16 protein-coding genes and 1 riboswitch are annotated in these 18491 nt (G+C 43.8%); of the genes, 14 read left to right on the top strand and 2 right to left on the bottom strand.

Annotation, left to right across the window (positions count from 1 at the left end):
* Positions 1–78 precede the first annotated feature (78 nt).
* Together D0466_RS21905 and D0466_RS10815 are read left to right on the top strand one after the other, a co-directional pair.
* Positions 79–261, top strand: a complete 183-nt coding sequence (locus D0466_RS21905) for a hypothetical protein (protein ID WP_142919925.1) — start codon at positions 79–81, stop codon at positions 259–261.
* Positions 262–464: 203 nt separating this feature from the next.
* A riboswitch (cyclic di-GMP riboswitch) is annotated at positions 465–552 on the top strand.
* Between the two features lie 31 nt (positions 553–583).
* On the top strand, positions 584–724 hold the full coding sequence (locus D0466_RS10815) for an anti-repressor SinI family protein (RefSeq protein WP_233522613.1): 141 nt from the start codon (positions 584–586) through the stop codon (positions 722–724).
* Between the two features lie 156 nt (positions 725–880).
* Here D0466_RS10815 and D0466_RS10810 read toward each other — a convergent pair whose 3' ends face one another.
* Positions 881–1201 (bottom strand): helix-turn-helix domain-containing protein, encoded by a 321-nt coding sequence (locus tag D0466_RS10810; RefSeq protein WP_117322569.1) that lies wholly within the window; start codon positions 1199–1201, stop codon positions 881–883.
* 356 nt (positions 1202–1557) lie between these two features.
* On the opposite strand from D0466_RS10810, the gene secA reads away from it, so the two are divergent.
* The 4 genes from secA to cccB all read left to right on the top strand — a co-directional run bounded on the left by secA (position 1558) and on the right by cccB (position 7056).
* On the top strand, positions 1558–4074 hold the full coding sequence (secA, locus tag D0466_RS10805; RefSeq protein WP_117322568.1) for a preprotein translocase subunit SecA: 2517 nt from the start codon (positions 1558–1560) through the stop codon (positions 4072–4074).
* Between the two features lie 247 nt (positions 4075–4321).
* A protein-coding gene (gene prfB, locus D0466_RS10800) for a peptide chain release factor 2 (RefSeq protein ID WP_117322567.1) occupies positions 4322–5423 on the top strand; the annotation gives its coding sequence in 2 pieces (ribosomal slippage) (positions 4322–4393 and positions 4395–5423; 1101 coding nt in all).
* A gap of 378 nt (positions 5424–5801) precedes the next feature.
* Complete coding sequence (locus D0466_RS10795) at positions 5802–6665, top strand: YitT family protein (RefSeq protein ID WP_117322566.1); 864 nt, start codon at positions 5802–5804, stop codon at positions 6663–6665.
* A gap of 52 nt (positions 6666–6717) precedes the next feature.
* The gene (gene cccB, locus D0466_RS10790; RefSeq protein WP_117322565.1) at positions 6718–7056 is read left to right on the top strand and encodes a cytochrome c551; all 339 of its coding nucleotides are present in this window, start codon (positions 6718–6720) and stop codon (positions 7054–7056) included.
* Positions 7057–7107: 51 nt separating this feature from the next.
* Here the strand turns inward: cccB and D0466_RS10785 are convergent, their stop codons facing one another.
* Positions 7108–7608, bottom strand: coding sequence for a DUF1648 domain-containing protein (locus D0466_RS10785; protein ID WP_117322564.1), 501 nt, complete (start codon positions 7606–7608; stop codon positions 7108–7110).
* 661 nt (positions 7609–8269) lie between these two features.
* Here D0466_RS10785 and ftsE point away from each other — a divergent pair.
* From ftsE to D0466_RS10740, 8 genes are all read left to right on the top strand, one after another.
* Positions 8270–8956 (top strand): cell division ATP-binding protein FtsE, encoded by a 687-nt coding sequence (ftsE, locus tag D0466_RS10775; RefSeq protein ID WP_117322563.1) that lies wholly within the window; start codon positions 8270–8272, stop codon positions 8954–8956.
* Positions 8946–9839: a permease-like cell division protein FtsX gene (gene ftsX, locus D0466_RS10770; protein ID WP_117322562.1), complete on the top strand. Its 894-nt coding sequence runs from the start codon at positions 8946–8948 to the stop codon at positions 9837–9839. The genes ftsE and ftsX overlap by 11 nt, the downstream gene beginning before the upstream one ends.
* A gap of 96 nt (positions 9840–9935) precedes the next feature.
* Positions 9936–11243 carry a murein hydrolase activator EnvC family protein gene (locus D0466_RS10765; protein ID WP_117322561.1) on the top strand — a complete coding sequence of 436 codons (1308 nt, stop codon included), beginning with the start codon at positions 9936–9938 and terminating at the stop codon, positions 11241–11243.
* A gap of 288 nt (positions 11244–11531) precedes the next feature.
* The gene (locus D0466_RS10760) at positions 11532–13010 is read left to right on the top strand and encodes a S41 family peptidase (protein WP_117322560.1); all 1479 of its coding nucleotides are present in this window, start codon (positions 11532–11534) and stop codon (positions 13008–13010) included.
* 487 nt (positions 13011–13497) lie between these two features.
* The gene (locus D0466_RS10755) at positions 13498–14691 is read left to right on the top strand and encodes a PDZ domain-containing protein (RefSeq protein ID WP_117322559.1); all 1194 of its coding nucleotides are present in this window, start codon (positions 13498–13500) and stop codon (positions 14689–14691) included.
* A gap of 186 nt (positions 14692–14877) precedes the next feature.
* A complete protein-coding gene (locus D0466_RS10750) occupies positions 14878–15432 on the top strand; it encodes a DUF7010 family protein (protein WP_117322558.1) in 555 nt (184 codons plus the stop codon).
* A gap of 870 nt (positions 15433–16302) precedes the next feature.
* Positions 16303–17892, top strand: a complete 1590-nt coding sequence (locus D0466_RS10745; protein ID WP_117322653.1) for a methyl-accepting chemotaxis protein — start codon at positions 16303–16305, stop codon at positions 17890–17892.
* A 121-nt stretch (positions 17893–18013) separates the two neighbouring features.
* A complete protein-coding gene (locus D0466_RS10740; protein ID WP_117322557.1) occupies positions 18014–18466 on the top strand; it encodes a chemotaxis protein CheX in 453 nt (150 codons plus the stop codon).
* The last annotated feature ends 25 nt before the right edge of the window (positions 18467–18491 follow it).

The following is an 18491-nucleotide window of genomic DNA, read 5'->3' as shown; positions in this document are numbered from 1 at the left end:
TGGGGAATAAATTATAGTTGGCCGTTCATGTTGAGAATATAGAAGTTTGAATACAATTTTGTGTTGGGAGTGGAGTGAATGTTTCGAAAAAACTGTGGCCAGTGCCATAAGCCTTCCTTCAGCAGCTGTGAGAGCGGGGAATGGCTTTGCCCAACCTGCGGGTATGACTTGACGGACGAGAAAGCTATGAAGGACGAGAACAAGCAAAAACACCGTAGGCAAATGGTCCTGTATGTTAGTTTAACGAAATCAATGAGGTAATAAGTCCGGATTTTCTTCTGTTTTCGAGCGTGTTTTTAATAGAATGGATGATTTAAAAAGCTTTTACAGGGATAACGCTGTTATCCTGTAGAATCTTATAATAAAAAGTCTGAATATTTTGTGAACCGACGACATGAATCTCCAAATTATTTATAGGATCATGCTATATAATTACAAGTGCAAAGAGAGAAGTGTCAGCTATAGACAGAAAAAGGCAAACCTGTTGAAAAAGAGGGACGCAAAGTCACGGGTCTAAGGTAGGGTTTCTACTACGGCGGCCGGTCTGCCTGAAATACGGGGGTATTTTAGGAGGGTAATAAGAGTGGGGTTAAAAATGCCGGAGCTGCTCCAATTGGACGAGGAGTGGGTGGAACTTATTGTGCAGGCAAAGGAAATTGGATTGAATGTCGAAGAGATCAGGGAATTTTTACAGGCAAACACTAACAAAAAAGAAATCATATAGAAATTGGAGCTGCTTTAAAATGAAGAACAGGAAGTACTCCCTTAAACAAGATGCTTTTTGTCGGCGTTTTGTTTAAGGGATTTATTTTTTTGGGGTCAGTCCCCCGGCTCGGTAACGCGTTAACGCACAGGGGGACTGACCCCCTATTCTGCCCCTCTATTCTTTATTTAGTCTCCATTTATTGTATTCAATGTAATCACGGAACTGTTCTTTGGAAACACCGGATTCCATTGCTTCCTGGACGATTTTGAGCCATTCGGAATCAAGGCTCTGGGTGTCAACCTTATCATGAAGAAGGGAATCCACCGGAACGTCCAGTACGGCCGAAATTTTTTCAAGGAACTGGATCGATGGGTTGGTTTGCAGGTTTCTTTCAAGCGAGCTCAAGTATGACTTTGCGACGCCGGCTTTATCCGCAAGCTCAGTCATCGACATTCTCTTTTCTTCCCTCAACCTTTTTACACGGTCGCCTATCATGTCAATCACATCCTGTATGTAGTTTCTGTTTTATTATACTTTAGAAAGTTTAACTTCTATGTAGGAGTAAAGTATAAAAAAAAGACGCAGACTTTCACCTTTATGGAAATAAGTCGTGTTTTTAAAAAGTAAAATTTATGTAAGGGCAGTACATATAAGCAGTTCAAGTTCATTTTAACAGCATTTATATATGTTTATCTATTACTTTTCACTAGGTACCTTAAGTTGTGCCCATACTCCAGAAATGTTAAAATTAAGGGTGCCTGTTATTTTATAAAGGTTTATTCTTTTTTTATGGAATATTTTCAGATAGATGAGTACTTTTTTTCGATAATTTTTAAGAGGAGCGTTTGTGAATGCTTAATATACTAAATAAGGTGTTTGACCCGAATAAGCGTGAGTTGAAACGCCTTCAAAAGCTTGCCGATGAAATCGAGGCGCTTGCTGCCGAGACGGAAGCATTGTCAGATGAAGCGTTGCGCGCAAAAACGGACGAGTTCAAACAGCGTTACCAGAATGGGGAAAGTCTTGATGACTTGCTTGTTGAAGCATTTGCTGTTGCCCGCGAAGCTGCTAAGCGCGTACTAGGCATGTACCCGTTCTATGTTCAGCTCATGGGGGGCATTTCGCTTCATGACGGCAATATTTCCGAGATGAAAACAGGGGAAGGTAAAACATTGACCTCGACCCTTCCTGTTTATTTAAATGCCCTGACCGGTAAGGGCGTGCACGTTGTTACGGTAAATGAATATCTGGCAACCCGTGATGCTACAGAAATGGGCAAGCTCTATGTGTTCCTGGGCTTGACGGTTGGCCTTAACTTGAATCATTTATCCAAAGAGGAAAAACAAGAAGCGTATGCCGCGGATATCACGTACGGCACGAACAACGAGCTTGGCTTCGATTACCTTCGTGACAATATGGTGCTGTATAAGGAGCAAATGGTTCAGCGACCGCTTCATTATGCGGTAATTGATGAGGTTGACTCCATCCTGATCGATGAGGCGCGTACACCGCTTATCATTTCAGGATCGGCGCAAAAGTCGACGCAGCTATATCTCCAGGCGAACGCTTTTGTCCGGACACTGCAAAAGGATACCGATTTCACTTATGATGAAAAAACGAAAGGCGTCCAGCTTACAGAAGAAGGCATCAATAAAGCGGAGCGGGCCTTCCATATCGATAACTTATTCGAGATTGGCCATGTTGCTCTCAACCATCATATCAACCAGGCCTTGAAGGCACATGTGACAATGGCCAACGATGTGGACTATGTTGTGCAGGACGGCGAAATCGTCATCGTCGACCAATTCACCGGCCGTTTGATGAAGGGCCGACGTTACAGCGAAGGATTGCACCAGGCAATCGAAGCAAAGGAAGGCCTGGAAATCCAGAATGAAAGCATGACGCTTGCGACGATCACGTTCCAGAACTATTTCCGTATGTATGAAAAGCTTGCCGGCATGACCGGTACAGCCAAAACGGAAGAAGAGGAATTCCGCAACATTTATAATATGAACGTTATAGTCATTCCCACGAATCGCGATGTGGTCCGTGATGACCGGGCCGATTTAATCTATGCCTCCATGGACGGGAAGTTCCGTGCCGTCGTCGAGGATATCGCCGAACGCCACGCAAACGGACAGCCTGTGCTGGTAGGTACAGTGGCGATAGAAACATCAGAAGTTATTTCCAGATACCTGCAGAAAAAAGGCATCCGCCATGATGTATTGAATGCGAAAAACCATGAGCGTGAAGCGGAGATTATCGCGAATGCCGGCGAGCAGGGCTCGGTAACCATCGCGACGAACATGGCCGGACGCGGTACGGATATCAAGCTCGGCGAAGGCGTCAGGGAGCTTGGCGGACTTGCTGTGATCGGTACGGAACGCCATGAAAGCCGCCGTATTGATAACCAGCTGCGGGGGCGCTCCGGGCGTCAGGGAGACCCGGGTGTCACCCAGTTTTATCTTTCGATGGAAGACGAACTGATGCGCCGCTTCGGTTCAGATAATATGAAAGCGATGATGACACGCCTTGGCATGGATGACACTCAGCCAATCCAGAGCCGTATGGTGACAAGGGCTGTGGAATCAGCGCAAAAACGTGTTGAAGGAAATAACTTTGATGCACGTAAACAGCTGCTCCAATATGATGATGTGTTACGCCAACAGCGTGAGATCATCTACAAACAGCGTTTTGAGGTATTGGACAGTGAAAACCTCCGCGATATTGTAGAAAGAATGATCGACTCCTCTGTCCGCCGCAATGTGCTTGCCTTTGCACCTGGCCATGACGAGGAAGAGGGCTGGAACCTGAACGGACTCATCGACTACGTGAATGGCAATCTTCTAGCTGAAGGTGACCTAACGGAAGAGGATTTGAAGGATAAGACATTTTCCGACGAAATTGCCGAGACCATCCTCACCAAAGTGAAAGAGCGGTACGATGAGAAAGAAGAGCAGCTTTCCGAGGAGCAAATGCGCGAGTTTGAAAAAGTAATCGTCTTGCGTGCGGTTGACAGTAAGTGGATGGACCATATCGACCAGATGGACCAGCTTCGCCAGGGCATCCATCTCCGCGCCTATGGCCAGATCAACCCGCTTCAGGAATACCAGCAGGAAGGCTTTGCAATGTTTGAAAATATGATTGCATCGATTGAAGATGAAGTCGCGATGTATATCATGAAAGCCGAAATCCAGAACAACCTGGAACGGCAGGAAGTCGCCCAAGGACAGGCTGTGAATCCGAAAGAAGACGGAGAAAGCGCCAAGAAAAAGCCGGCCCGCAAAAAAGCCGATGTCGGCCGCAATGCCCTTTGCCCATGCGGCAGCGGCAAAAAGTACAAAAACTGCCATGGCCAGCTAGCCTAATACAGACCATGAACCAAGACGCAGGGCAAAACAGCTTGTTTTGCCCTCCTCTTTTGGGGGTCAGTCCCCGGGCATGGTAAAGCGTTAATACACTGGGGGACTGACCCCCGAAGGTTTCGAAGGTTCGAAGGTTTGGTTTTGTTGTGAGAATTTTGTTGCAAATACGGCTTGATTTAGGCATTTTTTGTAACATGGAAAATAACTTACTACTATAATGATTTTTTTAATTACTATGAGGTGAAGAAAAATGGAATTGGCAGATATCAGGAATGAGCTTGAAAAAACAGCTAAACGTTTAGCGGACTTTAGGGGGTCTCTTTGACTTAGAAGAGAAGGAAGCCCGTATTGCAGAACTTGAGAACATCATGACCGATCCGGATTTTTGGAATGACCAGCAAAAGGCCCAGACGGTCATTAATGAGGCCAATGCGTTAAAGGATCAGGTGAATCAGTTAAACGAGCTGAATGAAACCTTTGAAAACCTTGATTTGACATATGAACTTGTGAAAGAAGAAAGCGATGCAGAGCTGCAGGCTGAGCTGGAAGAAGAAATCACCCAGCTTTCGCAAAAAATGAATGACTTCGAACTTCAGCTGCTATTGAGCGAAGAGTACGATAAAAACAATGCAATCCTTGAATTGCATCCGGGTGCTGGCGGTACCGAGTCCCAGGACTGGGGTTCCATGCTTCTCCGTATGTATACCCGCTGGGGCGAGAAGAAAGGGTTTAAAGTGGAGACACTGGATTACCTTCCTGGTGATGAAGCTGGAATCAAGAGCGTTACTCTTTTATTCAAGGGACACAATGCTTACGGATATTTAAAAGCGGAAAAAGGCGTACACCGTTTGGTGCGTATTTCTCCGTTTGATTCTTCGGGCCGACGCCATACCTCGTTCGTTTCCTGTGAAGTTATGCCGGAATTTAACGACGATATCGAAATCGACATCCGTACGGAAGACCTCAAAATTGATACCTACCGTGCGAGCGGTGCCGGCGGCCAGCATATTAACACAACTGACTCCGCCGTACGGATTACCCATATTCCGACAAACGTGGTGGTAACTTGCCAATCTGAACGGTCACAGATTAAAAACCGCGCCCAGGCGATGAACATGCTGAAGGCGAAGCTGTATCAACGAGAGATTGAACAGCAGCAGGCAGAATTGGATGAAATCCGCGGCGAGCAGAAGGAAATCGGCTGGGGAAGCCAAATCCGTTCATACGTGTTCCATCCTTATTCAATGGTTAAGGACCATCGTACATCTACAGAAACCGGGAATGTACAGGCTGTTATGGACGGGGATATCGACCAGTTCATTGATTCTTACTTGCGTTCACGCTTGAACTAAATAGTTTATCTAATAAGGAGTTCGGCTCTCTCTGAATCGGGGGACTGGGCTCCTTTTTTGCGGTTTTCGGTTGTTATTGATAAACGATGAGTAATAAGGTGAAGTACTGGTATTCTTTAACGCGTTACTGTTCCTGGGGTCAGACCCCCGCTGCTTTAACGCATTACCACGATGCCATTTACATTACATAATTTACGGTGCTATACTACTTTCGGTGTTTCACTTAATTGACGATTGTATTCGCTTGATTAGTTGTAATTCCGCTTAATTCAGCATGCTTTTCGCTGAATTCAATACTGTTTTCTTAATTTATCAAAAGATTTCGCAATTAAAACCTGTTTTCATAGACATATACTTCACACTCAGAGGGGGCTTTTTATGAAACGAAGATATAGGGAGCCAAAGCATCCAGTGTTCACACGAATGAGTGAGTATGGGTTGGTTTTGGCTGGCTCGGCGATTATTGCCATTGCGTTTAATGTGTTTTTGCTGCCTAATAGGATTGCCTCGGGCGGAGTGAGCGGGATCAGTACGATTCTTCAGGCTGTTGCCGGGTTTGAACCTGCTTATGTGCAATGGGCATTCAATATTCCTTTATTTATTGCAGGTCTGATTTATCTTGGTATGCAGTTCGGGGCTAAAACGCTTATAGGCACTGTGTTCCTCCCGTTTATCGTTTTTATGACAAATGACTGGGAGCCTTGGACCAGCGACCCGCTGCTTGGCGCGATTTGCGGCGGGATTGGCGTTGGTCTTGGGCTTGGCATTGTATTCAGGGGAAAAGCGTCGACGGGCGGCACAGATCTAGCGGCCCAAATTATCCATAAGTATACAAACCTGTCGCTCGGGACATGCGTGGCAATCATCGATGGCTTAATTGTGTTAAGTGCGGCGTTGATTTTTGATATCGAAAGAGGTTTGTATGCGCTGATTGCCTTATATGTTACCAGCAAAACAATTGACCTGGTGCAAATCGGACTTGGGCGCTCGAAAATGGCGATGATCATTACGAACAATGAGGAGGAAGTCAGGCATGCCATTCTCCATGAAATTGACCGTGGAGTAACAAGGCTGTCAGGGCAGGGTGGTTACACGGATGATACCCGGCCGATCCTGATGTGCGTCATTGACCAAACGGAATTCACCAAATTGAAACAATTGGTAAAAACCGTTGATCCAAGGGCATTTGTCATCGTTATGGATGCGTCGGAGGTTTTGGGGGAAGGTTTTAAAAACGTCTGAGACTGGTATAATATTCTTGTGTTCATAATCATGGTTTTGGGGAGGTTTTTGTGTGAAAAAGAAGCTGCTGGCTTTATTGATGGGAACATCGCTTCTACTGGCTGCTTGTGGTGGCGGGGAAGAAGAAAATGCAGATAATGATTCTGCAAACAATGAAACAACGACAGCAGATGCCGGGGATGAGGCAAAGACTTATGAAAATAAATGTTCAAGCTGCCACGGTCAAAACCTTGAAGGCGGTGTCGGCCCTGACTTGACCAAGGTAGGTTCAAAACATTCTAAAGAAGATATTGAGAAAATCATTGCAAACGGTCAAGGCCAAATGCCTGCCGGATTGCTGCAAGGTGAAGAAGCATCACAGGTGGCAGCCTGGCTGGCTGAGAAAAAATAACTTCCAAAAAATGTGGAAAACAGTACGAATCATAACTCATTCGTACTGTTTTTACGATAAACGATAAGACCTTATCAAAAAGAATCCTATTGACCCAAAAACAATGATACTAAAGACAGTCACATCCCAAACACCCAATCCTGCTTCATTCCCGCTTGCAAGTTGTACGCTGTCCCAAATCAAATAAGCAACAATAAGCAGGATTTCATTTTTCAACACATTTACCAACAATCTACTGTTCTTATATTGGACCTTTACATTTTCTTTCGTTAAACGCATGTAATTATATAAATGAGGAAACGTTTCGAGAATCGTCAAGGAAATCCATAAAACGGCCCCTAAAAGCGGGAGGAGCCATATTACCCCTTTGTTTCCCCATCCATCCGGGTTGCCGGCTGAGTCAAAATGAATCGGTATAAGGTTCGGAAGCGAAGCCCATTTAAGGAACAAATACATAAGCATCCCACAGAAAACCAGCAATGAAACCATATTAAGAACAGATTCAAGCCGGGTTTTTTCGATTTTCAAAATGGGCCGGTTTTGCCGTTCCATCTTTCTCCCTCCTTAGTTTTTTTCTCCATATAAATGACGCCATCAGAAGGATAACTCCAATCAAAATCCCGATCACCTGGTCTACTAGTAGTTCTCCTGTTCTGAAGTACCTTAAAAGTAAAGTGCCTCCAAATATTAAAATCATCATGCAAGCAAGATTGTTAAGAAAAACATTAATTTTCATTTGTTACCTTTTTTCCTTATTTTAACATATACCTCAATAATTTTCAGAATACTTCTATTTCCCACCAAAAAATACGACTTTTTCCTCATGAAATTTTAAACGCTTTCTAACGATTTGAAATGTAAATGTAATAAATTTCGCCTTCTTTTGAAAAAAATAGATGTTATAATTGGTTCTGTACTGGAAAACAGGATAGAAACCTGTTATTTTTTCGGCCTTTTTGGCTAGCGGAGTCGAAATTTAAAACAGAATCTAGAATTGTAGCATACTAAATAAGTTGAGTTATAGAAGTTAACGCTCGGTTTGGGAAATCAGGGTTTCCATCCCTTGAAGCATAAGCAGAAAGTGTGATCCAGCTTCATAGTCCAGTAAAAGCCCGCCTTTCCCCCGGCCTCTTCAAATGGAGCTTACATGAATCAAAATCAACATTCTTACGTTCAACTTATATATTAAAACGTTTATTAGGTGGTTTTTTAATTGATAGAAATGGCTGACGTTTATAAAACGTACCCAAATGGCGTAGTTGCCCTCAACGGCATTACGACCAAGATCAAGCAAGGTGAATTTGTTTATGTGGTAGGTCCCAGCGGTGCCGGGAAATCTACCTTTATCAAAATGATGTACCGTGAAGAAAAGCCTTCGAAGGGGAGCATTACGGTACATGGAGTAAACCTTTCGAAACTGCGGAACTCAAGGGTGCCTTTATTCCGCAGAAACCTCGGTGTCGTGTTCCAGGACTTTAAATTGCTTCCAACGCTGACCGTTTTTGAAAATGTGGCGTTTGCGATGGAGGTCATTGAAAAACATCCGGCCGAGATTAAGAAGCGTGTCATGCAGGTTCTTGATTTAGTAGGACTCAAGCATAAGATCCGCATGCTTCCTGATGAGCTTTCAGGGGGGGAACAACAGCGGGTATCGATTGCCCGTTCGATCGTGAATTCCCCAAAAGTGGTGATTGCAGACGAGCCTACCGGTAATCTTGATCCCGAAACATCTTGGGAAATCATGAACACATTAGAGGAAATTAACAAGCGGGGAACTACGGTGATTATGGCGACACATAATAAGGACATTGTAAACAACATGAAGCATCGTGTTATTGCCATTGAGAATGGAAAGATTGTCCGGGATGAGCAGCGGGGTGAATACGGATATGAATATTAATACACTGCGCCGCCATTTCCGTGAGAGCTTCAAGAATCTCAGCCGGAATGGCTGGATGACTTTCGCTTCTGTCAGTGCGGTAACTGTGACATTGCTATTGGTCGGCGTGTTCTTTGTCATTATGATGAACTTGAACCATATTGCCGGCAATGTAGAAAAAGACGTGGAAATCCGGGTCCATCTCGACTCTGCCGCAAATGGGCAGGATAAGGAGTTAATCGGCAAAAAGCTGGAACAAATGCCTGAAGTGGATACCGTTACTTTTTCCCCAAAAAAAGAAGAATTGGACAATCTGATCAAGGACTTAGGGGAAGATGGGGATGCGTTCAAGCTGTTCGAGCAGGATAACCCGCTGCGCGATGTATATGTCGTAAAAACAAAGTCGCCGCAGGATGTCGTGAAGGTTGCCAAGGAAATCGAAGACATTAATTATGTGCAAAGAGTCAAATATGGCCAAGGCTATGTTGAAAAATTATTTGATGTCGTAAATGTGGCAAGGAATGTCGGGATTGTGTTAATCCTCGGACTTTTGTTCACTGCGATGTTCCTTATTTCGAATACGATCAAGATCACGATTTTTGCACGCCGGAACGAAATTGAGATTATGAGACTGGTAGGGGCAACAAATAATTTCATCCGCTGGCCGTTCTTCCTTGAAGGCTTATGGCTTGGGATTCTTGGAGCCATTCTTCCAATGGTTCTGATCGGTACCGGTTATTACTATTTATATGAAACAATCAGTCCAAGAATAGATATAAAGTTTGTGGAATTGCTGCAGGTAAACCCATTTATCTACCAAATCGCTGCCATCCTTGTGCTGTTAGGCGCTTTAATCGGCATTTGGGGGAGCATGATGTCAGTCCGGAAGTTTTTGAAAATATAAGGCAGGGCCGGGAAACCGGCTTTCACCTTCTCTTTTTATGTACCATATACCATGTTTGTCGAAATCTGGCGGGAAGAGAAAGAAAGGGGAAAATGAATGTTAAAGAAAAAGCTGTTGGTTATTAATACAACGTTAGTGCTTGGCCTAAGCAGTGTGTTTGCCATTCCGGGTGTAAATGCCCAAACCAACCTGGAGAAGAAGCAGGCGATCCAGGAGAAGAAAGCCGATGCTGAAGCCGGAATACATAAGGCAGAACAGAAACTAAAAAGATTACAGAACAAACAGGAAAGCTTGGAGGCGAAGATCTCCAGCATTGCTAATGCCATTAACGATTCAGCCGAAAAAATTGTTGCAAAGAAAAAAGAAATCAAAGAAACACAAGAAGCGATTAAAGAATTAGAAAAAGAGATTGCTATATTAAAAGAGAGAATCAAAAAGAGAAACGCGCTTTTAAAGGAACGTGCTGTCTCTTTCCAGGAAAGCGGTGGAGATGTAAGCTATCTGGAAGTTTTGCTTGGTTCGAGCAGCTTCAGCGATTTTGTCGGACGCATGAGCGCGGTGTCGACCATTGTGGAGGCAGACCAGGAATTATTGAAGCAGCATGAACTGGACAAAAAAGAGCTGGAAGAAAAGCAGGCATCCATTGAAAAGAAACTGTCCGAATTAAAGAACATGCTTGCCGAGATGGTAGAAATGAAGGCTAAGCTTACAAAGCAAAAAAAGCAACAGGATAAATTGATGCATCGGCTTGAAGACAAAGAAGAGCACACTCATAATATGAAAATGTCGTTCGAAGAAGAAGTGGATACACTTGAAGCCCAGGAAGCGGCGGTCGAAAAAGCGATTCAGCTGGAACAAAAAAGGCAGGAAGCTGAAAGAAAGCGTGCCGCTGCCCAACCTAGAACAAACAATACAACAAACAACACAACCCATAACACAACAAACAACACAACCAACTCCGGCGGTGGAAATTCCAGCAATGTCAGCAAAGCGCCGGCCGTTTCATCCGGCAGCTTTACAAGGCCATCAGCAGGCAGGGTAACATCGAAGATGGGAGCTCGCTGGAACAAGATGCATGCAGGTATTGATATTGCCCAGGGCGGAACAGTTCCTGTAGTGGCAGCAGCCGGTGGTGTAGTTATGCGTTCTTACACATCCAGCACATACGGAAATTGCGTAATGATCAGCCATTCTATCAATGGCCAGCTGTATACAACGGTTTACGCACATTTACGTTCCAAGAATGTGAGCCAGGGCCAGACTGTATCAAAAGGCCAGCAAATCGGCATCATGGGGAACACAGGCCGTTCATTCGGACAGCACTTGCATTTCGAGATTCACAAGGGACCTTGGAATGTATCAAAAACAAATGCTGTAAATCCATTGGACTACGTCTCTTATTAATGAATATATACCACATTTCATAAACTGGTATTCCTGAAAATCTATATTAATAGTTGAACTTTTTGCAAGCAGCCGGAAGAATCCCGGCTGCTTTTTACATGGAATATAGACGATTTTGAGCCAGCCATTTTTTTACTACCTGCTTCATGTCTCCTATTTTAGTTTCCTGCAGGCCAAACGGATATTGCGGAGTATATTTCGTACAAGCTGTTCATATGATGGACTAAACAGGGCGTTGCATTGAAGTTCGCTTCATTTGCAATTCCTTAAGGAAGAGGAGAATTTGATATGGGCAAAAAATGGGTGCTCCCTTTGGCTGTAATCCTTTCTTTATCAACCGGTGCGGCAGGTGGATTCTACATAACTTCCCAATCGGCGGGAGGGGATATTACTCCTATTTTAGACAGAGCGGGAAGCGGGGAAAAAAGTGAAAAAGAAGATAGGCAAGTGAATGATGATTTAGAAAAGGTAGGACAGGCCTACGATTTGATCCGCGAGCAGTATGTTGAGAAAGTGGAGGACAAGCAGCTCGTTGAAGGGGCGATTAAGGGTATGCTTTCATCTTTGAAAGATCCTTATTCCGTTTATATGGATAAAGAAACGACAGCGCAATTCAATGAGACTCTTGATTCATCATTTGTCGGAATCGGAACGGAAATCGGAATGGAAGACGGGAAGATTATCATTGTGGCTCCTTACAAGGATTCCCCTGCCGAAAGAGCCGGTTTAAAGCCTAAGGACGAGCTGCTTAAGGTGAATGGAGAGAGCGTAGAGGGACTGGACCTGCATCAAATAGGGTTAAGGATTCGCGGCAAAAAGGGAACGGAGGTAACGCTTGAAATACAGCGCACCGGTGTGTCTGAACCAATCACTTTTCACATTCTTCGGAAGGAAATACCTCTGGAAACCGTCTTTTCCTCCGTAAAGGAAAAAGACGGCAAGAATATCGGGTATATTGAAGTGACCACCTTCGCTAAAGAGACGGCGGCCGATTTCACGAAGCAATTAAACGGGTTGGAGAACAAAGGGATTCAGGGGCTGGTAATCGATGTCCGCGGGAATCCGGGAGGCCTGTTAACGAGTGTCCAGGAGGTCCTCGCGCTATTCATTACAAAAGATAAACCGTACCTTCAAATTGCGCAAAGAAACGGAGATACCGAGGCCTTCTTCACGAAGCTTAAACAAGAAAAAAAATATCCGGTTGCGGTATTGACCGATAAGGGAAGCGCCTCAGCATCTGAAATACTCGCAGGGGCTATGAATGAGGCAGCGGATTATCCGATTGTCGGTGAGAAAACTTTCGGAAAGGGCACAGTCCAGCATGCTGTTCCGATGGAGGATGGCAGCAACATTAAACTCACAGTATTTAAATGGCTCACCCCGGATGGCAATTGGATCCATAAAAAAGGAATCCAGCCGACAATCGACGTGCAGCAGCCTGATTACTTCACCTCCCATCCCCTTCAAGTGGAAAGGGTATTCAAGCGCGATATGAACAATCCGCAGATCAAATACGCGCAGGAAATGCTAAAAGGAATTGGATTTGAGCCAGGACGTGATGACGGTTACTATGATGAAAAAACGGAGATTGCCATAAAAGCTTTTCAACAGCATCAAAAGCTGAAGGTGACCGGGGAATTGGATAAAGAAACCGCTGAAAAATTGGAAAAAGCCATCATTCAAAAAGTTCAGGATGAAGCCAATGATGTGCAATTGAAAACAGCCCTGCTTTATGTCGCGAAGCTAATTGCATCTGAAGCTAAATGATGCCGTTTTTGACTGGCCGATACAAATGGAGGCAATCGCTAAAATATCAAAAATATCGCCCATACATTTAACATTTCGCACATATCTGTCCCAATATCGCCCATAAATCTATTAGTTTGCCCAAACATATCCGCAAAATCGCCCATAATCATCGAGTGCACATATATATAGAAAATCGCTCATAATTACAGAATGGACATGTATATAGAAAATCGCTCATAATCACAGAATGCACATGTATAAGGAATATCACTCATAGTCAAAAATGCATATATATAAGGAATATCACTAATAGTTTCCATACTTCAATATATTCTCGGAATAGCATCTACTCGCAGAGAAAATGTTTTAGGTCCGGCCCTAATTGGTGCCGGACTTTTCTTTCATTTGCTAGATACATAGGACAGCGATTTTGTTAAAATAGAAGATAGCTTTTAAAACATCTGCACTTTTTTTGCGGGAAATAGAAGAGGGGGCTGAACATAGCTTGACTGAAGAATGGCTTTTTGCATGTTTAAAAGGATTGGGAACTTTTTTTCTTCATCCAGTTTTCTATGTTTCTGTTTTCCTTTCCGTCTTAATCGGATATCTTCGTGTCAAACGGGAAAGAAGCGATTTTCATATCCGCATCCATGATATGTTCCAGGAGATGCGCTTTTTGCTTCCGCGGGGCATTACATATGGGCTCATTCTGTCCCTCATAACGCTTGCGGCAGGCCTTGTGATTCCATTCGCTTCCCTGTTGCTGATCGGTATTTTATCGCTTATGCTGTCGGTTACTTTACGTTTTAGGTTCCTTTCGCCTGCTTACAGCATTGGCCTTGCTTTTTTCCTCATATTCTTCATGTATGGAAGGGATGTTCAGCTTCCGCTGTTTGAAGAAACGTTTCATAATCTGGACCGGCCTGTTTACTCCGCCCTTCCGATTTTGCTCGGCCTGCTTTTGATCGCAGAAGGAGCTTTGATTCGCAGAAGCGGACACAAAAAGCTTTCGCCAAAGCTGCTCATTTCAAAGCGGGGTTTTACCGTTGGTTCCTATGTGTCAAAAAGAATGTGGCTGGTCCCAATGTTTGTTCTTGTTCCCGGTGGAAACCTGCCTGCACTATTTGAATGGTGGCCGGTTTTTTCAGTCGGCAATGTGCATGTATCACCAATGTTCGTTCCATTTTTAATCGGCTTTTCCCATCAGATTAAGGGGATGCTTCCCGGACAGGCAATCAGGGCTTATGGAAAACAGGTACTGATATTTGGAATCGTGATTACTGCCATAGCCGCCGCAGGGCACTGGTATCCTGTTATATCCATGGCAGCAGTTGTTTTGGCGGTGCTGGGAAGGGAGCTCATAACCTATTTTACAAACGCCGCTGATGAAAAAAGGCCTTTTTATTTTTCGAGAAGCAAGCTTGGTGTCCGAATCTTAGGCATCCTTCCGCATTCCCCTGCGGATAAGATGGGACTTCAAATGGGAGAGGTCATATCGAAAGTGAACGGTGTGACGGTTAGGGATGAACGGGAATTTTATGAAGCCCTGCTGAAAAACCGGGCCCATTGCAAGCTTGAAGTTGTGGGAAATAATGATCAAATCCGCTTCGTCCAGCGAGCCCTTTTTGAAGGGGAGCATCACGAGCTTGGGATCCTGTTTGTAGAGGGCATGAAGAAAGAAAGAGGCCGGGCGGTTTAATGGTAGCAGTTCCATAATTTCATGGAAATTGTCTAAAATTGAAAAATATAATGATTAAAATGTATGAGAAGCGACATAAGTTGTTTCTCATATTTTTTTGAAGAGATTCTATGCTGTAATCATCAGCAATCTTTTAAAGGAGATAGTCCATCTATTAGAGAAATATTAGACAAGGGGGGATGTATTTTGCAACGTACATTGAAAGATTATAAGAATGAATTGATCAAGGATGCGAAGAAAGGCTACAGCATCTTATTGGCGGGTGCAATTTATCATGTAGTATTGGGTGTATTAACATTGATGCTGGATTTGGAAACAATACAGCTTATTTGGGTGATAGGGATGGGCTGTATATTTCCCCTCGGGGTTATGATTGGCAAAACAGTCGGGGTCGATTACTTTACTAAAAACAATCCTTTAGGGACTTTGGGTGGATTGATGGCAGGTGTCCAGGCCTTCTATATTCCCGTTTATATTATGGTGCTGCAACAAAACCCGGTATGGCTTCCTTTTACCATCGGACTGTTGGGCGGGTCTCATTTTCTGGTATATTACTGGATTTATGACAGCAAAGCCTATCTATTTCAGACATTTGCCATGGCCCTTGCATCGCTGGTCATGGGGGGCTTCTTTCAATCCCTCGTTTTTGAAACCTTGCCGTTTGTTATAGCGGGCATATTCTTGATAAGTGTCTTTTTAATTTTAAGGGAATTAAAAGTTTCGGGGACGCCAACGTACTGAAAATTATAGTACTCAGCTTTCCTCCAGTGGATTATGGGATTTTTCATTCATAATAAATAATAGTTTCATCGCACTAGAAACCCGGCGATTTTCGTTTCGAATTTTGATAGGGAAAGAAGAAGAAACCCTTATGAATTTCATAAGGGTTGTTTTTGTTCCCGTACATATTCTGTGTTCTGGACCAGTTGAGCATGGAGAGTTACACCATTGGACGAGATGAAATGTAGTTTGCATGCTTCACAAGTTATATCCTTTGACTCACGGAACTTTATGTCCCTCAAATCCCGCCGTGTTTGATTATAAAACCAGTTAAACCTTTCACCGCATTCGCTATAATGTTTGTCCTTGACTATGTGGATTTTTTTCGTTGATTTGCACTGGATGGTAGGGTACATGTTTAGGCCTCGCTTTATGTAATGTGATCCTGAATGATTTCGGGAATTCCCAAGTAGATTCCAAAAGAAATAACTTTTAGACTATAACACAATGAAATTCAAACAGTAAGACTTGATTTTTTGAAATAATTTGTAAAATTTATGGTTCATTTGTCTGATTGGATAAATGTTTCTCATGATAGGACGAAATCGGATGTCGAATGGTGTCAATGTGTGTCTAAAACAAATTGGACATATTTTTTTCTCTATGGTTTTATAAGAAAAAGTATGTGCAGGAATAAATTCCTATGTTTTCTCCTTGCAAGAGATTTATATAGTCAGATTTTCCTGATTATTTAGATAGAGCCTGGTGAAGCATTTTTTCCAAAAATCAAGAGGGGGGAAGCAATGAAAGAGATATTTAAATGACCTCGAAATGGAAGAAAACAAACAGGTAACTACTAAAACAAAACTAAAAAAGGATAGGTGTAAGTCTGTGAAATGGTTTTATAATCTGAAAACTTCCGTGAAATTGATTTCTGCATTTGCAATTATGGCCATCATATTGGGTCTTGTCGGCTTTTATGGCTTAAATAATCTTAAAAAGATAAATACAGAGCTGGAGTTTATGTATAAAGAGAGGCTGGTTCCGGTTCAGTATATTTCGGATTCACAAGTTTTGTATCAGCGCATGAGGGTCCAGATCAGGGATATGAACTTCATTGCGGAGACGAAGCAGGAAAAAACAGAACGGGAACAAATGATCAATGACTTCAGGGAACAAATTGAAGCAAATATTGAAAAGTATAATAGCACGCTTATCATTGATGAGGAACGGGAACTGCTTAACAAATTTGAACCGGCGTGGGAAGAATATAATCGAATTATGGATCATGCAATAGAATCTGCCTATAAGGGTGACGTTGCGGAATATAAAAGAATCGCACCGGAGTTTAAAGCAGCGGGTGACAAGGCGGAAGGCATTTTACAAGAGCTAATTGATATTAATGACGAACTCGCACAAAAATCAAGTTCCGATGGAAATGATTTGTACAACAGCTCGCGTACAGTAACAATTTCCATTATCATTGCAGCGGTAATCATCAGCATCGGCTTCGGTTACTTCATTTCCCAAATCATTTCGCGCCCATTGAACCGTGTGGTGGGTGTAGTGGGAAATGTAGCCAAAGGTGATTTAACTGAAACCATGGATATGGATACGAAAGATGAAATCGGGCAGCTGGCTAAATCCATTGATGAAATGGTTCTCAGTTTAAGGGAAACCGTCGGCGGGATCCTGTCTTCAGCGGAGAGCGTCTCAGCTGCGGCACAGCAAATTTCCGCAACTACAGAGGAAATAGCGAGCGGCAGTACGAGCCAGGCACATGAGGCCCAATCAATGAATGAATTGTTTGGGGAATTATCGGTTGCGATCAATTCAGTAGCCCGCAGTGCAGAACAGGCATCTGAAATGTCGAATACTACCGCCGAAATTGCCAAAGATGGAGGAACCGTAATCCGTTCCTCCATTGAAGGGATGATCCAGGTGAATCAGCAGATGTCCCGTCTTGAAGAGGATTCAAACCAGATTGGGGAAATCATTGAAGTCATCGACGACATAGCCAGCCAGACCAATCTCCTTGCGTTGAATGCGGCCATTGAAGCAGCACGCGCGGGCGATCAGGGACGCGGATTTGCGGTCGTTGCCGATGAAGTCCGGAAACTGGCAGAACGGAGCAGTGAAGCGACCAAGGAAATTACCGCCATCATTAAAGGCATGCAGGAAAATACTAAACAAAGTGTCAAAGCGGTTGGGGAAGGTGTCGTGTCCTCACAAAAGACCGGGGAAGCGTTCGAAAACATCATTGAGATGGTGAACCAATCAGCAAACAAAGTGACCGAAATTGCGGCAGCGAGTGAAGAACAGGCAGCCCAAACAGCGGAGGTCATGAATTCCATCGAAAGCATTTCCGCTGCGACTGAAGAAGCGGCTGCCAGCAGCGAACAAACCGCGACGACAGCGGAATCCCTGGCGCATCTCGCAGAAGAACTGAATGACTCGGTAGCAATATTTAAAATTCAATGATCCATTCACTGCGGTACCCCGTTAAAAGCCTGGGGGTCAGACCCACGGCGCGGTAATGCGTTAATGTATTAGGGGGATCGAACCCCAACTACCCAATAGACCGTTAGGGAGGAAAAGATTAATGATTGCAACTGAATCTGCACCGTTTACTATGCTGTTTGATGGCGTACTAGCTTCTATAAGCAAAGTCATTCCCGTACCACATGTCAGCCACGATCCCCGGCTTCATGAAGAACATTTGAAGCTGCAATTTGGTGTGCTTATTGGGTTTACAGGCGGCCTGAAAGGAAAGATCCTTTTCAAAGCCGACAGGGAGGTTTTCAGTTTTCTGGGAGAAGCCATGTTTGGCATGCCGCTTGAGGGTGATATGCTGGTTTCGTTTGCAGGGGAACTTGGCAATATGATCTCCGGCGGACTATGCACAAATGTATTTGAACAGGGCCTGACAATTGATATTACTTCCCCGACGATTATGGAAGGGGAATCGAGAATCTCCGGATTTAAAAAAGCAATGGAATTGCCCGTTACTTTTCAAGAAAAAGGCGAGTTATTCATGTACTTTTTACTGGATTAAATCCTTGGCCTTTATATATCAGGAG

Origin of the sequence: Peribacillus glennii, from assembly GCF_003429105.1 — a bacterium.
GTDB lineage: Bacteria > Bacillota > Bacilli > Bacillales > DSM-1321 > Peribacillus > Peribacillus glennii.
Note: the sequence above shows the minus strand (reverse complement) of the source record. Positions and strands in the feature narration are given on the sequence as shown.

Coding starts and splice junctions, on each gene's coding strand:
- secA (WP_117322568.1), top strand. CDS start 1,558: ATGCTTAATATACTAAATAAGGTGTTTGACCCGAATAAGCGTGAGTTG.
- D0466_RS10785 (WP_117322564.1), bottom strand. CDS start 7,608: ATGGAACGGCAAAACCGGCCCATTTTGAAAATCGAAAAAACCCGGCTT.
- D0466_RS10795 (WP_117322566.1), top strand. CDS start 5,802: ATGAAACGAAGATATAGGGAGCCAAAGCATCCAGTGTTCACACGAATG.
- D0466_RS10760 (WP_117322560.1), top strand. CDS start 11,532: ATGGGCAAAAAATGGGTGCTCCCTTTGGCTGTAATCCTTTCTTTATCA.
- D0466_RS10740 (WP_117322557.1), top strand. CDS start 18,014: ATGATTGCAACTGAATCTGCACCGTTTACTATGCTGTTTGATGGCGTA.
- D0466_RS10765 (WP_117322561.1), top strand. CDS start 9,936: ATGTTAAAGAAAAAGCTGTTGGTTATTAATACAACGTTAGTGCTTGGC.
- D0466_RS21905 (WP_142919925.1), top strand. CDS start 79: ATGTTTCGAAAAAACTGTGGCCAGTGCCATAAGCCTTCCTTCAGCAGC.
- ftsX (WP_117322562.1), top strand. CDS start 8,946: ATGAATATTAATACACTGCGCCGCCATTTCCGTGAGAGCTTCAAGAAT.
- D0466_RS10810 (WP_117322569.1), bottom strand. CDS start 1,201: ATGATAGGCGACCGTGTAAAAAGGTTGAGGGAAGAAAAGAGAATGTCG.